General features: G+C 53.1%; 16 protein-coding genes. All 16 read left to right on the forward strand.

What is annotated here, in order from left to right; genetic code table 11:
• Positions 1–19 precede the first annotated feature (19 nt).
• The 16 genes from HPY81_02410 (at position 20) to der (ending at position 15,204) form a co-directional block, all read left to right on the forward strand.
• Positions 20–1,138 carry a prephenate dehydrogenase gene (locus HPY81_02410; GenBank protein ID NPV26314.1) on the forward strand — a complete coding sequence of 373 codons (1,119 nt, stop codon included), beginning with the start codon at positions 20–22 and terminating at the stop codon, positions 1,136–1,138.
• Positions 1,139–1,164: 26 nt separating this feature from the next.
• Complete coding sequence (aroA, locus tag HPY81_02415; GenBank protein ID NPV26315.1) at positions 1,165–2,466, forward strand: 3-phosphoshikimate 1-carboxyvinyltransferase; 1,302 nt, start codon at positions 1,165–1,167, stop codon at positions 2,464–2,466.
• 141 nt (positions 2,467–2,607) lie between these two features.
• The gene (locus tag HPY81_02420) at positions 2,608–3,282 is read left to right on the forward strand and encodes a (d)CMP kinase (GenBank protein ID NPV26316.1); all 675 of its coding nucleotides are present in this window, start codon (positions 2,608–2,610) and stop codon (positions 3,280–3,282) included.
• Positions 3,282–3,899, forward strand: coding sequence for a 1-acyl-sn-glycerol-3-phosphate acyltransferase (locus tag HPY81_02425; GenBank protein ID NPV26317.1), 618 nt, complete (start codon positions 3,282–3,284; stop codon positions 3,897–3,899). The genes HPY81_02420 and HPY81_02425 overlap by 1 nt, the downstream gene beginning before the upstream one ends.
• A 39-nt stretch (positions 3,900–3,938) precedes the next feature.
• Positions 3,939–6,008, forward strand: a complete 2,070-nt coding sequence (locus HPY81_02430) for a bifunctional 4-hydroxy-3-methylbut-2-enyl diphosphate reductase/30S ribosomal protein S1 (protein NPV26318.1) — start codon at positions 3,939–3,941, stop codon at positions 6,006–6,008.
• A 67-nt stretch (positions 6,009–6,075) separates the two neighbouring features.
• The gene (locus tag HPY81_02435) at positions 6,076–6,288 is read left to right on the forward strand and encodes a zinc ribbon domain-containing protein (protein NPV26319.1); all 213 of its coding nucleotides are present in this window, start codon (positions 6,076–6,078) and stop codon (positions 6,286–6,288) included.
• A gap of 105 nt (positions 6,289–6,393) precedes the next feature.
• Entirely contained in the window at positions 6,394–7,011 is a 618-nt protein-coding gene (locus HPY81_02440; GenBank protein ID NPV26320.1) for a molybdenum cofactor guanylyltransferase, read from the forward strand.
• Entirely contained in the window at positions 7,001–8,062 is a 1,062-nt protein-coding gene (locus HPY81_02445; protein NPV26321.1) for a type 2 isopentenyl-diphosphate Delta-isomerase, read from the forward strand. The genes HPY81_02440 and HPY81_02445 overlap by 11 nt, the downstream gene beginning before the upstream one ends.
• A 188-nt stretch (positions 8,063–8,250) precedes the next feature.
• Positions 8,251–9,015: a DUF1614 domain-containing protein gene (locus HPY81_02450; protein NPV26322.1), complete on the forward strand. Its 765-nt coding sequence runs from the start codon at positions 8,251–8,253 to the stop codon at positions 9,013–9,015.
• Positions 9,008–10,243 carry a stage II sporulation protein P gene (locus HPY81_02455; protein ID NPV26323.1) on the forward strand — a complete coding sequence of 412 codons (1,236 nt, stop codon included), beginning with the start codon at positions 9,008–9,010 and terminating at the stop codon, positions 10,241–10,243. Before HPY81_02450 ends, HPY81_02455 begins: the two co-directional genes overlap by 8 nt.
• Positions 10,243–11,133, forward strand: coding sequence for a hypothetical protein (locus HPY81_02460; GenBank protein ID NPV26324.1), 891 nt, complete (start codon positions 10,243–10,245; stop codon positions 11,131–11,133). Before HPY81_02455 ends, HPY81_02460 begins: the two co-directional genes overlap by 1 nt.
• Before the next feature lie 72 nt (positions 11,134–11,205).
• Entirely contained in the window at positions 11,206–11,397 is a 192-nt protein-coding gene (locus tag HPY81_02465; GenBank protein ID NPV26325.1) for a hypothetical protein, read from the forward strand.
• A gap of 9 nt (positions 11,398–11,406) precedes the next feature.
• On the forward strand, positions 11,407–11,874 hold the full coding sequence (locus HPY81_02470) for a DUF3189 family protein (protein NPV26326.1): 468 nt from the start codon (positions 11,407–11,409) through the stop codon (positions 11,872–11,874).
• A complete protein-coding gene (locus HPY81_02475; protein NPV26327.1) occupies positions 11,871–12,329 on the forward strand; it encodes a DUF3189 family protein in 459 nt (152 codons plus the stop codon). The genes HPY81_02470 and HPY81_02475 overlap by 4 nt, the downstream gene beginning before the upstream one ends.
• Before the next feature lie 98 nt (positions 12,330–12,427).
• Complete coding sequence (locus HPY81_02480) at positions 12,428–13,816, forward strand: DUF512 domain-containing protein (protein NPV26328.1); 1,389 nt, start codon at positions 12,428–12,430, stop codon at positions 13,814–13,816.
• Positions 13,817–13,872: 56 nt separating this feature from the next.
• Entirely contained in the window at positions 13,873–15,204 is a 1,332-nt protein-coding gene (der, locus tag HPY81_02485; protein ID NPV26329.1) for a ribosome biogenesis GTPase Der, read from the forward strand.
• The last annotated feature ends 11 nt before the right edge of the window (positions 15,205–15,215 follow it).

Below are 15,215 nucleotides of genomic sequence, written 5' to 3' on the forward strand. Positions count from 1 at the left end.
GATTAAGGGGGTAGGTGGTATGGTTAACACAAAACCCTACCTATTTAACCGGGCAGCCATTATTGGTCTGGGGTTGATTGGTGGTTCGCTCGGGATGGCTTTTATTCAGCGTAACCTGATCGCGGAGGTTGTCGGGATTGATTTAAATGAAGAGACTATTCAGAGCGGGATGACCTTGCGGGCAATACACTGGGGGACTACTGACCAGCGCGAAGGCATAAAAGGTGCCGATCTGGTTATCTTAGGCACGCCAGTCAATCAAATTGTGCCAACAGCACTGGCGATTGCCGATTGTTTAGCCCCTGGAGTGATTGTCTCCGATGTAGGCAGCACCAAGACAGGGATCGTGAATCGTCTGGAAGAATGCCTGCCCGGACATGTTTTGTTTGTTGGCGGCCACCCTATGGCCGGATCGGAACAGCAGGGTGTTCAAAATGCTGATCCGTACCTGTTCGAAAACGCAGTTTATGTGCTTACCCCCACGCCCAAAAGCAGCCCACAGGCGGTTGACCGGTTGCAGCGGTTATTCGAGGGGATTGGTGCCCACGTCCTGCAACTCAGCCCGACGGAACACGACCTGCTGGTGGCGGCGGTCAGTCACTTGCCTCACCTGGTGGCGATGAATCTGGTTAATACGGTAGGAAAAATCGCGGAAAAACACCCAATTACCTGGCAGCTAGCGGCGGGAGGATTTCGAGATACTACCCGAATTGCTTCCGGTGACCCGGCCCTCTGGCGTGATATTTGTACCGCTAACCGCGAGCCGATCCGGCAGTGCTTACATCTGTTTCGGGAGAGCCTGGACAGCCTGATCCATGACCTGGAGACTGGAGCTGATGAGAAGATTTTAGCGGGCTTGATCAGAGCGAAAGATTTAAGAACAGTTATTCCCGAGAAAAAGAAAGGGTTGCTGCCGGGTATATTTGAGGTCGTGGTCAATGTGCCTGACCGGCCCGGGATGATCGCCCAGATTGCCAATAGTCTGGGAGAACGAGGTTTAAACATTGCTGATATCGAGATCCTGCGGGTACGGGAAGGTGACGGTGGCACGATCCGGCTGGGCTTTACCCGCGAGGAAACTGCGGCCAGTGCTTTTGAGACCCTGCGGGAGCAGGGATTGGTGGCCCGGAGACGGTGAATAAAATTTACGGGAGGATAACCACCATGCAGGAGCAGCATGTTGATCTACATCTTCAGCCAGTCAAACAGTTACGGGGAGAGGTGACAGTTCCCGGTGATAAATCGATCTCCCACCGGGCAGTGATGTTGGGCAGCCTGGCTGAAGGTACAACCCAGATCGAGAACTTCCTCATGGGAGCCGACTGCTTGAGCACCGTAGCGTGCTGTCGGGCCCTGGGGGTGGACATTCGGCAGACCGGACCGACTTCGCTGGAAGTTAAGGGGCGCGGTTTAAACGGCCTGCGGGAGCCAGACCAGGTGCTGGATACCGGCAATTCCGGGACAACCACCCGCTTGCTGATGGGGATTCTGGCTGGACAGGATTTCTTCAGCGTGCTGACGGGCGATGAATCGATCCGGCGCCGACCGATGGGGAGAGTGGTTGAGCCTTTGCGGCAAATGGGCGCCCGGATTAACGGACGCCGTAGAGGAACCCTGGCACCACTGGCTATTTCCGGCGGCAATTTGCAGCCGATCGCCTATACCTTGCCGGTCGCCAGCGCTCAGGTCAAGTCGGCGGTGCTACTGGCGGGCCTGTTTGCAGATGGGATAACAAAGGTGAGCGAGCCAGTGCCGTCCCGTGACCATACGGAGAGAATGCTGAAGAACTTTGGGGCTGAGTTAACAATTGAAGGAAGACAGATCGCGGTCCATGGCCGGCCGCGGCTGGTTGGCCAAACAATCGTCGTGCCGGGCGATATTTCCTCCGCAGCCTTTCTACTGGTGGCAGGCTGTTTGGTGCCGCAGTCTGAATTACGCTTGCTGAATATCGGGATCAACCCGACCCGAAACGGAATTTTAGAGGTTCTCTGGCAAATGGGTGCTGACATCCAGGTCGAAAACGAGCGAGAGACGGCCGGCGAACCAGTAGCGGATCTGGTGGTCCGGACCAGTCGGCTCAGAGGTGTCACCATCGAGGGCGACCTGATCCCGCGGCTGATTGACGAAATTCCTGTGCTGGCAGTGGCTGCTTCTTTGGCCGAGGGGAAGACGGTGATCAAGGACGCTGCTGAACTTCGGGTTAAAGAGACTGACCGGATTGAGGCGGTGGCGACGGAATTATGCCGGCTGGGGGCCCGGGTGACTGCCCGTCCAGATGGGCTGGAGATCGAAGGAGTTGAATACTTGACTGGCACGGTCTGTCACACTTATGATGACCACCGGATGGCAATGGCGTTAGCAGTGGCCGGTCTGGTTGCCCGTGGCCAGACAATAGTCCGAGGATCAGAGTGCGTCAATGTTTCTTTTCCCGGGTTTGCGGAAAAATTGCTCAACTTATTACAGTAACATCTGGTTAGATTAATCTTAAAGAACATATACTAAACCCTAAAACAGCCGCCTGGCTGTTTATTTTTCACCAAACGAAATTAAAACTGACAAGCTCCTGGGATTGTGCTAAAATATTCCTGAACGGGGAGTGAGTGTATTTTGCACCAGCCAAGAATCGCTATTGACGGGCCAGCCGGGGCCGGAAAAAGTACTGTCGCCAGGATTGTTGCCAAACGGCTGGGATATCTATATATTGATACGGGGGCTATGTACCGGGCCTTAACCCAAAAAGCCCTCCGGCTCGGGATCGATGTCCGGGACGCTGAAGTCTTGACTAAACTGGCGGAAGAGACGGAAATTGTCATGGTTAACCAGGGTGACTGCGGACAGCGGGTCCTTTGTGATGGAGAAGACGTGACTGACTTGATTAGAACTCCAGAAGTTTCGCAGCAGGTATCATGGGTGGCCATGGTGGAAGGAGTTCGTCGCCGTATGGTCATTCTGCAGCGGCGGCTGGCTGGGAACGGCGGGGTAGTCATGGATGGCCGGGATATTGGTAGTTTTGTCATTCCAGATGCTGAATACAAGTTTTTTCTTACCGCTTCCATCGAAGAGAGGGCTGAACGTCGGCGGCGGGAACTGACCGCGAAGGGCTACGTGGTTGATCTGGAAGAATTACGCCGAGATATTATGCAGCGGGATGAGTTAGACAGCCGGCGGGCTGTTGCCCCATTGAGACAAGCTCCTGATGCTGTTCTGATTGACACTACTGGTTTGTCAGTTGAAGAGGTGGTTGATAAGATTTTGACTTGTTGCCAAGGAGGAGAAGCTTAGTGCTTTATGCCATATTGCGCCAAATACTGCGCTGGTTTTTCCGCTTGTGCTGCCGTTGGCGAGTAGAGGGGCTGGAGAATGTTCCCCCCCAGGGACCAGTTGTTGTGGTGTCCAACCACGTCAGTTGGTGGGATCCGGTGGTCGTGGGCTGCGCTTTGAACCGACCAGTGCATTTTATGGCGAAAGAAGAACTTTTCCAGATACCTGTTTTCGGCAGCCTTCTGGTGCGTCTGAACGCTTTCCCAGTGAAGCGTGGCCAACCCGATCGCCAGGCGATCCGTCATGCACTCCAGATTTTAGAAGATGGTAAAATTCTTGGCCTGTTCCCTGAAGGGACGCGGAGTAAGACGGGGGAATTGCAAAAACCCCATCCCGGGGCAGCGATGATCGCGCTGAAGGCACGTGCTCCGATCGTACCCGTGGCCTGTATTGAGACCCAACGACTTTTTGCTAAAGGATGGTTTCATCCTTTTACTGTTCGGATTGGGAAACCTTTGGTTTATAGTGACTACTTTGAGCAGAAACTAACCACGAAGACCCTGGAAGTAGTCAGTCAGGAGATCATGGACGAAATTGGCGCTTTGTTTGCAGGATTTGACCAGATAATCGCGAAGTAAACTATTTGTTGACCAGTTTGGCAGGAGGGTTGAGGTTTATTGGAGATTATTCGAGCCAGATCGGCGGGTTTTTGCGCCGGGGTGACCAAAGCGATCGAGTTAGCCCAGCGGGCAGCCAAACTGAGTGATGAACCTTTGTATTCGCTTGGGCCAATTGTTCATAATCATCAAGTTGTTGAAAAACTGGCTGCTCAGGGTGTGAAGGTGGTGCACGACCCAGCGGCGGTTCCCTCAGGCCGACTGCTGATCCGTTCACACGGCGTCTCGCCTGAGGTCTGGGAGGCAGCTCAGACCAGGGGTTTAACCTTGATCGATGCCACCTGTCCCCGGGTGCGTCGGGTTCAGGAACTGGCCCGTCAATTGACGCGAGAAGGGTATCAGGTGGTGGTTGTAGGTGAGGCTGAACATCCTGAGGTGATTGGCATCATCGGCTGGTCTGACAGCCAGGCGATCGTGATAAACGGGGTCGATCAGTTGGAGATGGTTCCGGCCAGTGCTCGCCTAGCGGTCATCAGTCAAACCACCTATCCGGAAGACAAGTACTTTCAGGTGGTCAGAGCCCTGGTCGAATGCTGTCATGAGCTCAGGGCTTACAATACAACATGTCCAGCGACGCGCGAACGCCAGGAGGCAGCTCTTGAGCTGGCTGGACAGGTCGATTTAATTATTGTCGTTGGTGATAGAGACAGCGCTAACACCCGTCAACTGACCAATCTGTGTCTCAGGTGTGGTATTCCTGCCTACCAGGTAGAAACCGCGGACGAATTGGACCCCACCTGGTTTAACGGGGTTAAACGAGTGGGGTTAACTGCCGGGGCATCAACCCCAGAATGGATCATTGAGGAGGTAAAAGAAAGAATGATGGAATTTAGTGAGGACAACGCTGCTGCTCAAGAACAGGTCAAAACTGATCTGGCACCAAACCTTGACCCGAAAATTGAGGAGCAAGATGCAGAAGAAGGGATGGATGCTCATTTTCAATCCTTTAAAGACATCAAACCGGGTGATATCATTACTGGGACGGTTGTCCAGGTCCGGGATGATGAAGTATTGGTCGATGTCGGCGGTAAATCAGAAGGAATTATCCCCTTAAAGGAACTTTCGGTTCGAAATTTGGCTTCTGCCCGTGATACTGTCCGGACAGGAGAAAAAATAGACGTTCTGGTGCTGCGGGTGGAAAATGACGAAGGTAATATGCTTCTTTCCAAGCGGCGGGCCGATCAGGCTAGGGCGTGGGACTGGCTGGAAGAGGCTTTTCAGTCGAAGAAAGAAATTACCGGTGAAGTGACACAGGTGGTTAAGGGTGGACTGCTGGTTGACGTGGGGGCCCGTGGATTTGTACCGGCCTCGCAGATCGAGCGCAGTTACGTGGCTAATCTGGGAAATTATCTTGGCAAAACACTTCGTTTGCGGGTTATTGAACTTGACCGCAGCAAGAACAAGGTGGTCTTATCGCAAAAAGCCATTCTCGAGGATGAATACGCGCGTGCCCAGCAAGAGTTGTGGGAGAATATTGCTGAAGGGCAGGTCCGGCGCGGGATTGTCCGTCGGCTGACCAATTTCGGCGCATTTGTGGACTTGGGTGGAGCGGATGGTCTGCTCCACATTTCGGAGATGTCCTGGACCCACATTAAGCACCCCTCAGAAGTAGTCAAGGAAGGGGATGAAGTTGAGGTTCAGGTCTTGGCGGTTGATAAGGCCAAACAGAGGATTTCTCTTGGCCTAAAACAGGTGACGCCCAGCCCGTGGCAGAAGGTTGAGGAAAAGTATGCGGTTGGCCAAATTGTTACCGGTAGAGTAATGCGGCTGGTGCCTTTCGGGGTGTTTGTGCAGCTTGAACCGGGGATTGAGGGGCTGGTGCATATTTCTCAACTTGCCGACCGGCGGGTGGGTAAGCCCGATGACGTAGTGCGGGTAGGCGAAGAGGTCAAGGTGAAAATCCTGGAAATCAAGCCGGCCGAACAGCGGATCAGCTTGAGCATCAGCCAGGCGAAAGCCGAAGCGCAGGCGGCGGAGTATCGGGAGTATTTAGACAATCAACCCCCGGCCCCGATGGTAACCGTCCAGGAGGCCGTGGGTGAAATGAAATCGGGTGTGGATCAAAAGTAAGCGTCTAAAAGAATAGACACTACAACTAGGTAAACCAATCTTTTCAAGACCAGGAGGTGTTTTGCTGGTGCCCTTCTTTGATTTTAAGTGTGACAGCTGTGGACATCGTTTTACTGTGCGTGTATCTAATCAAGAAAAAGAAAAAGTGACCTGCCCTGAATGTGGCGCCAGCCATCCGCGTCAAATCTTTACCCCATTTGCCATCGGTGGAAAGTCAGGGAGTGTGGCTGGACCAAGCGAAAGCTGTAGTGGTTGCAATCAGCGTGGTGGATTCGGTTGAGCGGTTTAGGACCCGGCTGGTAGCCGGGTTTTCCTTTTTCTAACCAAAGGAATTATTGTCCCCGATGTTGAAATTTAATATTCAGGGGAAGAACGGAGGTAGTAAATGAAAGTCAGTGGGATAATCTTATCGGGGGGCAAAAGTTCCCGTATGCAGATGAATAAGGCTTTTTTAATCATTGACCGGGAAAGAATAATCGAGCATATTATCAGTGTGCTGCGGCAAATATTGAGGGAAATCGTGATCGTGACCAATGAGCCGGAACTTTATGCGGGGCTAGGGGGAAAAGTGGTGTCGGATGTCATCCCCCAACAGGGCCCCTTGAGCGGTGTTCATGCCGGCCTCCTGGCGGCTTCTCATCAGCATGGGTTTGTGGTGGCTTGTGACATGCCTTTTGTCAGTGTTCAGTTAATTCAGTATCTCCTTGGTCAGACGACGGCTGAGGACGACGTGGTTGTGCCCCGCCTTGGCCCTTATCTCCAACCTTTACACGCCGTATATTCTAAAAGATGTATTCCCGCGATTGAGGAGTGCCTCCACCATGATATCCACAAGTTAACGGCTTTTTACTCTCGGGTTCGGGTAAAATATATTGAGGAAGAATTAATTCGTCAGTTGGCCGACCCCGATGAGGTGTTTTTTAATGTAAATACCCCGGCAGATTACGAATTGGCATGCCAGTTGGTGCGACGGATTGAGAACAGGGGGAGCCATGAGAAATAGACAGAAGCGTAAACTGGAGCATATTAAACACAGTTTAGCCTTGAACGATGGGCCAGAGACCAGTGGGTTCGGAGATGTCAGATTAATTCACCAGGCGGTGTCGGCCCTGGCTCTGGACGATGTGGACGTGAGCTGTAGTTTTCTTGGGAAAAAACTTAATCTTCCACTGATTATCAATGCCATTACCGGGGGAGTTAGGGAGGTCCTGGAGATCAACCGTGCCCTGGCGGAAATTGCCCGGTCCACCGGCGTGGCCATGGCAGTCGGTTCACAAACGGCGGCTTTAGAAGATGACCGGGTGCGGGAAACTTTTGACGTGGTGCGGGACGTAAATCCAGACGGGGTAATTCTGGCTAATGTAAGTGCCTTAACCCCGGTTGAACGGGCGATGCAGGCGATTGAAATGATTGAGGCTGATGGCCTGCAGGTTCACTTGAATATCCCGCAAGAGTTGGCCATGGACGAAGGCGATCGGGATTTTCGGGATATTATTCGGAATCTAACCGAGATCCTTCGCTTTTCACCAGTGCCGGTCATTGTCAAAGAGGTTGGCTTCGGTATGTCCCGGGAGGCGATCACGCGGCTGTACGGATTAGGAGTGACCTACCTTGATGTAGCCGGACAAGGGGGAACAAATTTTATTGCCATTGAAAGTCGGCGTGGTAATTCCCTGTTTGGGGAGGAGCTTTTGGCGTGGGGGATCCCGACCGCGGTCAGCCTGGCCGCAGCCGCCGATCTGAAGCTACCCCTGCACCTGATTGCTTCTGGCGGTATTCGCCAGGCCCTCGACATGGCCAAGGCTTTAGCATTGGGGGCGGAACTGGTTGGGGTCGCCGGGCACTATCTCAAGCTTCTGGTCCAGGGGTCACCGGAAATCCTGCAGGAACATATTCAGAAAACGGGTTATCAGTTGCGGTCAATCTTTTTGATGACTGGGGCCCGTAATCGAGCCGAGTTGCAGCAGTGTCCAATCGTAATTCTCGGACGTACGCGCGAATGGCTTGAGCAAAGAGGGGTGAACACTGCAGCCCTGGCGAGACGGAATCGATAATATCATTTGAACTTATATCATTTGAACAAGTTGTTCCACAGGGGGCAACTTTTTTCATTCTCCCTTTTTTACCTGCTTACGAGGGATTTTGCGGTGGTAAAAGCGGTAAACCAGTATTTACGGTATAGTTTTGGTGCTGCTCGGGCAAGATATAGTGAGAACACCTTGTTTGAAAGGAGAGAACTTTTATGCCCAGGTTTCCTATCGGTATGTTAGCATTATTAATCATTTCGATCCTGGTTTACTTTGGCTTAGCCCACCGGGTTTTGGACCGGATGCGCCTCAGTGATAAAGGGGCGCTGGGGGTAATCGCGGCGATGGTCGTGGGGAGTTTTATCACGCTCCCCCTTGGGGCGCGCGCTTCCATTAATGTTGGTGGCGGCCTGGTGCCAATCGGTCTGGCTGTTTACGTCTTGAGCCGGGCGGGGACTACTAAGGAGTGGGTTCGCGCGCTGATCGCGGCCGCCGTCACCGGGGTGGTGGTTTATTTCACGGGTCGTTTTCTGAGTGCCGAACCAGAAGGAATCTTCATTGATCCTCTATACATCTACCCACTGGTTGGTGGTCTTGTGGCCTATCTGGTCGGCAGATCACGCCGGACAGCCTTTATTGCCGCGGCCCTGGGCGTGCTGCTCCTGGATATAGGTCAGTACATCTATCTGCTGGCTACCGGCCTGCCCGGGCGGGTGGCCATCGGGGGGGCCGGGGCGTTTGACTCAATTGTCCTGGCCGGCCTGGTGGCAGTTCTACTGGCCGAGATCGTTGGCGAGGCCCGAGAACGAATTCAGGGTGGACCAGCCAGAGAGGGTCGTCCAGAGAAGCTCACCGACCGGCTGAAAGGATTTCGCCTGTCGCCCGAGCCGGGGCGGAAGCCACTGGTTGAACCCGACGCCGAAAAGAATAACCCTAATGAGACCCGAGAAAAAACGGCCGGAGGTGACAGAAATGCGTAAGTGCTTGACCAGTGTAATGATCCTTCTGGGGGTTCTGGCCGTTCTTACCGTTGCCAGTTGGCAACAGGGATACCTACCTGAACCGGTGGCAGAGGCGATATCACCGGTGTTTAATTCCCTTGGTGTGATTGGAATGGGTAAGTACGAAATGGAACGGGATGATGGTCGGTACTATACCGTGATCGATTCCCGCGGGCGAGTACTGATGGAAACGGCGCTCCCGGTGTTTGTGGGAGACGAATACATCGCTGAGGATAACCGGCATTACCGGATCACCCAAATCCAGGGTGACACCGCCCAGGCGGAGTTGATTGGTTACGAGGAAATTGCTTTGAGCCCAGAAGAGGAAGCTGCAGTTGCTGCTTTGGCCCAGACTGTAGAAGCGCGTGGTGGAGCCAAAGTCGGCATTTACCACACCCATGATGATGAAGCATATGTCCCCAGTGACGGTAAGGCCAGCATTAAAGGGGGCGGCGGCATTAAAGATGTGGCCGCGCAACTGCAAAAGGCCATCCAGGCCAAAGGGATAACTTGTGACCTGAATGATGCGTCCCATGCTCCCCATGATGCAAATGCCTATCACCGGTCGCGCCGAACGGCGATGGAATTAATGAGGAAGGCTCGACCGCAGATCTTGCTCGACGTTCACCGGGACGCGGTGCCCGCCAGGGCGTACCAGTCCAATGTCGGGGGACAGGATTGCACCAAAGTTAAGTTGGTGGTTGGCAGGCAGAATCCGCGGTATTCTGCGAACCTGAGTTTCGCGAAAAAGGTCAAGGCTGTGATGGACAAGACCCATCCAGGATTAAGTAAAGGGATCTTTATTGGTCGCGGCAGTTATAACCAGGACCTCAGTCCAGCGGCACTGCTGATCGAGGTTGGCGCAGATAAGAACAGCAAAGATCAGGCGATGCGCGGGGTAACATTGTTTGCCGATGTGATCCCACAGGTGCTGGGAGTGGCAACTGCTGCCCCAGGAGCGCCAGGTGCGGCGGTTGGTCGGGTAGTTGATACTGGCGGCAGCGGCCGAGCGATCGCCTGGATACTGGGAATTCTTATCGTGGCGGGGGGCGCGTTTCTCCTCTTAAGTGCCGGCAACTGGCCAGGTGCAGTCGGTAAACTTCGTCAACTGGGTGGAAAAGAATGGGCTAATCTGCTGGGTAAGGTGCGGGTGCTTAGCCGCCGGGAGAGTTCATCCGATTCTACTGATGACCGGCAAGAGAAATGATCCAGCAACACCTGGTTACTATTTCCGTGGGCATAATCCTGGGGGTACTGGCCAGATTGTATATGCTGCGGATTGATTACCGACAATATCCCAGTTATCCCCATGGTTTTGTGACTCATCTGTCGCTCGGCTTTATCGCGGCTGCCCTCGGGGCAGTCGCTGTGCCGGCTATCGCCAAACCCGATTACACCGCGGTGACGTTCCTGGCCCTGGCTGCCCAGCAGTTCCGTGAAGTGCGGAACATTGAGCGCGAGACTCTCTCAAGATTGGATCAGATGGAATTAGTGCCGCGCGGGTTTGATTACATTGAGGGGATCGCCCGTGTTTTTGAAGCCCGCAATTATCTGGTGATGGCCACGGCCCTGGGGACCAGTCTGGCGACTTATTTCCTGGGCTGGGTACCAGGGGTGGTGACAGGAATTATCCTGATCCTGTTTTTCGGACGGCTGATGCGGGGCGAATGGGTCCGCGACATCGCCGAGGTGGTCCCCGGTCAGGTACACTTTGACGGGGCCTTTCTCAAAGTCAATCAAATCGTCATCATGAATGTCGGCCTGCCAGCGTTTCGGGAGAAAATACTAAAAGAGGGTCTGGGCGTGGTCCTCAAACCTAAAGATGATAACGCCCGAGCAACCCTCAATACAGTTGGTCAGCGCCAGGCCATTCTCCATGTGGCCGCGGCGTTACTTGGTTCAAAAAAAGAAATTGGCGAACCCGAGTTTAACCCGCTGGCCCGCAAAGATATTGACACTGGGGAAATCGCGATTTTCCTTCTGCCAAACGAGCCTGACATCGAGTGTCTGGTGGAGGCCGTTGGTCGAGTGCCGGTTCTGGAAAGCGCAAAACGAATGCCCTTATCGACCCGGGTTAGCCGTTCGGCAGCTGACTGAGAGATACTCTGGAGGAACCACAAGCTAACAAACTATCCCTGATTAATAAGGATAGAAAAGAGTGGTGGAAGTATGGAAGTGTTGATTAAAGATCAACTCCAGGCGGTGGTGACGCGTGAGCCGCACCTGGTTGGCGGCAGCGTGCCGGTGTTTATTGCCCGGGATGAGGAGGAACAAGAGCGTTTAGCCTTATACCTAAGTCGGATTTTGGGTGGAAATGTCCACGACCTGGAAAACGGGGTCTATCTTATTGTCAGACATTAGGAGCAACCGATGAAGATCATTTATCACTGTTACGGTGGTTCCCATTCTTCAATTACTGTAGCTGGTATTCACCTGGGCTTCTTGTCTGTTGACCGTCAGCCGACAACCGAGGAATTGCTCCGATTACCGTATTATGATGAAACCACGTTGGGTGACCACGGGATTCTTCACTTTATGGGGCAGGATGAAAAGGGAAATCAAGTCTTCGCTGTGGGTAAACGAAATCTCGGTGACAAGTTTGGTCCGATTGTCCGGGGGATTGCCGCTCTGATAGGAATCACCGGCAAAGACCTGATGGTGGTCAATGCACTTTCCTGTGTAAATTTACCAATGAAAGTAGGTGGATTCATTTCACGACGGATGGGGTTGGTGAGACTCGGTCGGCCGATTGTCATCTGGGGGACCAAATTGGCTTTCCCGCGTATGGTTAATCTGGTCAAAATGGTGAAACAACAGGCTGAAGGTGAGACTGGATGAAGATTATTTATGTCTGTCCCACTGGTGTTAACAGCTCGTTGTTAGCCGCCACTCTCCACCTGGGTGGCATTGGGGAGCCCAACTCAGTCTGCTTTAACCGCTGGATTAAGTCACTGCAAGAGATGAACTATCGAACTCAGGCAGTCTGGCGACCGATCTTCCGCGGATATGACGAAGCCGGCCATGAAGTCTACACCCTTGGGGTTGGTGATCAGGCAGAAGTTATTGCCAGGACGGTGAGATGTCTGTTAGATATTTTTGAACTCCCTGCTTCGATTTTATTAATGGTTGACGTTAGTCAGCAGAATAACTTTGAGATCCGCCTGGGTGGGTTATTAACAAGAGGACTTCGGATGAGAGCGTTGGGACGCTTTTTTTTGAACCGGGGCGCGGAAAAAATTCGGTTGGACCTGGTCAAACTGGTGACCGCTGTTAAGGAAGAACTGTTTTCTTGACTAAAGTTGGCGAATGTTGGATAATGGTGAGAGAGTTAGTGCAGCAGATAAGCTGCCTTTTTATGACTTTAGCGACGGCAGGAAAAGCAGGGGTGGCTATGTCCAGACCAAATGAGGTACCGGTAGCTGAGATTATTGGTATTCTGCCGAATAGCCTGGCCGAAGAAGTTGGGCTTGAAGCAGGCGACCGGCTGCTGCGCGTGAACAGGTGCCAGATACGGGATTTGATTGATTACCAGTATGCCTGCGCCGATGAAGAACTGGCCCTCGAAGTGGAAAAGGCTAACGGAGAGAAATGGTTGATCGAAATCGAGAAAGATTACGATGAGGAGCTGGGGGTCCGGTTCGCCTCGGCGACCTTTGATGGGTTGAAACGCTGTCGAAACAAGTGTGTTTTCTGTTTTGTTGACCAGCTACCCCGCGGCTGTCGGGCTACTTTGTACGATAAGGATGATGATTACCGACTCTCGTTGCTCCAGGGTAACTTTATTACGTTAACCAATATGGGGGATAAGGATTTTCGACGGATTATCAAACTTAAACTGAGTCCTCTGTATATATCTGTGCATACTACAGACCCGGGTTTAAGGGTAAAAATGCTGGGGAACAGGGCAGCTGGCCGTATTAGGGAGCAGCTCGAGCAGCTTGCCAGTGCCGGGATTGAGATGCATACCCAGATCGTCCTGTGCCCGGGGCTAAACGACGGTGAGCACCTGCACCAGACAGTGCGCGATCTGGCTCAGTTCTGGCCATCTGTTCAGTCAGTGGCGATAGTCCCCGTGGGATTAACCCAGTTTCGCACGGGGCTGTATCCTCTGCGCCTACTGCGTCCGCCAGAGGCCAGGCAGTTGATTGAGGTTGTCCAGACCTGGCAGACGGCTTATCGTCAGCGCTTTGGACAGGCGTTTGTGTATTTATCGGATGAAATCTATCTCCTGGCTGGTGAGGATTTTCCGCCTACCGAAGAATATGATGATTTTCCTCAGACGGAAAACGGGGTTGGCCTGGCCCGTTTATTTCTCGATGGATTTTTCGCGCTTGAGGCTGGACTGCCCCGGACCGTTCAACCAGCGAAAAAAGTTACGGTGATTACCGGCGTGTTGGGGGAACAGGTACTGAGCCGCGTGGTGAGCCGGCTTAGGAAGATCAACGGCCTGCAGGTGGACCTGCGGGTTGCCGAAAATCGTTTCTTTGGCCCCAGTATAACGGTAACCGGTTTATTGACAGGTGGTGATCTGATCACTATGTTTGAACATAACCCGCCGGACCCTGAAAGTGAGGTGATTATTCCTGGGGTGATGCTGCGGCAAGGGGAAACAGTTTTCTTGGATGACCTGACTGTTGACGACTTAAGCGATCGGCTGGGGGTAAAGATCCGGGTGGCGGAAAACACCGCTAAGGGGCTGGTGGAAACGGTCTTGGGGCCGCCGGACCCTGGAGTAGGCCGCGAGCACCAACGAGTAAGAGGGCGAAAGATTTTGCGGTAGCGACTGATCCATTCGGGTGCGTAGAAACGGCGCGAATGGGCTTTGGAGGTGTTAACATGCCCAAACCGATTGTCGCCATCGTCGGTCGGCCGAATGTTGGCAAATCAACTCTCTTCAATCGAATCACGGGTGGAATGGTTGCCATTGTTGAAGACGTCCCGGGCGTCACCCGAGATCGTCTCTATCGGGATGCCGAGTGGCTTGGCCGGCAGTTCACCCTGGTGGACACGGGCGGAATCCTCTTTGAAGATGATAATCCTATGTCGCTGCAGATCAAGCGGCAGGCGGAATTGGCCATGGACGAAGCCGACGTGATCGTTTTTGTTCTCGATGCGCGGGCCGGTATCACCCCGGATGATGAAGCGGTCGCTCATATCTTAAGGCGTTCAAAAAAACCAGTCGTAGTGGCCGCCAACAAGGTGGACAACTTCCAAAAACCAGCAAACTATTACGAATTTTATGAATTGGGCCTGGGAGAGCCGATCCCGATTTCCGCAGCTCAGGGCATGAATGTCGGCGATCTGCTGGATCAGGTGACCGCTTACTTTCCCGCTGCGCCAGAGGAGGAGTACGAGGAAGACGTCATCAAGGTAGCGGTGATTGGCCGGCCGAATGTCGGCAAGTCGTCGCTGGTCAATGCGATTCTGGGCGAAGATCGCGTGATCGTCAGCGATGTGCCGGGAACGACCAGAGACGCCATCGACACTCATTTTGAGCGAGACGGCCGCGCGTACATTTTGATTGATACCGCGGGCATGAGGCGGAAAGCCAAAATTGACCAGCCGACAGAGCGCTACAGTGTGATCCGGGCGCTGCGTGCTGTTGACCGAAGTGATGTGGTGTTGGTGGTGATTGACGCTACTGTCGGTGTGACTGAGCAGGATAAAAAGATCGCGGGCTATGCCCACGACGCAGGAAAAGCCGCAATTATCGTCGTTAACAAGTGGGACTTGCTGATTAAAGATGATAAAACGATGAACCGGTTTGATAAGGAAATCCGAGACGCTATGGCCTTCATGCAGTATGCACCGACGATCTATGTTTCGGCACTGACTAAACAGCGAGTTCCCAAGATTCTGGAATTAGTGGACTTTGTTGCTGAACAGTACTCGATGCGCATTACAACCTCTGCCTTAAATGACGTGATCCGGGAAGCCACCCAATTGAATCCGCCGCCAACGGACAAAGGCCGGCGCTTAAAAATTCTCTACGTGACCCAAACTCAGGTGAAACCTCCAACCTTTGTCTTTTTTGTTAACGAACCCGAATTATTACATTTTTCTTACCGCCGGTATCTGGAAAATCAACTGCGCCAGAATTTTGGTTTCGAGGGTTCACCAGTCCGGATGATCGTTCGGCGTCGGGAAGATGAAGGGGGAAAAAGGTAAGGAGGGAGAAT

The sequence above is a fragment of the Bacillota bacterium genome, from assembly GCA_013178045.1.
Classification (GTDB): domain Bacteria; phylum Bacillota; class Ch66; order Ch66; family Ch66; genus Ch66.

Bases quoted from the DNA above. Each gene is read 5' to 3' on its own strand.
- HPY81_02410 (NPV26314.1), top strand. From the start codon at position 20: ATGGTTAACACAAAACCCTACCTATTTAACCGGGCAGCCATTATTGGT.
- aroA (NPV26315.1), top strand. From the start codon at position 1,165: ATGCAGGAGCAGCATGTTGATCTACATCTTCAGCCAGTCAAACAGTTA.
- HPY81_02440 (NPV26320.1), top strand. From the start codon at position 6,394: ATGAAAGTCAGTGGGATAATCTTATCGGGGGGCAAAAGTTCCCGTATG.
- HPY81_02445 (NPV26321.1), top strand. From the start codon at position 7,001: ATGAGAAATAGACAGAAGCGTAAACTGGAGCATATTAAACACAGTTTA.
- HPY81_02450 (NPV26322.1), top strand. From the start codon at position 8,251: ATGCCCAGGTTTCCTATCGGTATGTTAGCATTATTAATCATTTCGATC.
- HPY81_02455 (NPV26323.1), top strand. From the start codon at position 9,008: ATGCGTAAGTGCTTGACCAGTGTAATGATCCTTCTGGGGGTTCTGGCC.
- HPY81_02465 (NPV26325.1), top strand. From the start codon at position 11,206: ATGGAAGTGTTGATTAAAGATCAACTCCAGGCGGTGGTGACGCGTGAG.
- HPY81_02470 (NPV26326.1), top strand. From the start codon at position 11,407: ATGAAGATCATTTATCACTGTTACGGTGGTTCCCATTCTTCAATTACT.
- HPY81_02475 (NPV26327.1), top strand. From the start codon at position 11,871: ATGAAGATTATTTATGTCTGTCCCACTGGTGTTAACAGCTCGTTGTTA.
- HPY81_02480 (NPV26328.1), top strand. From the start codon at position 12,428: ATGTCCAGACCAAATGAGGTACCGGTAGCTGAGATTATTGGTATTCTG.
- der (NPV26329.1), top strand. From the start codon at position 13,873: ATGCCCAAACCGATTGTCGCCATCGTCGGTCGGCCGAATGTTGGCAAA.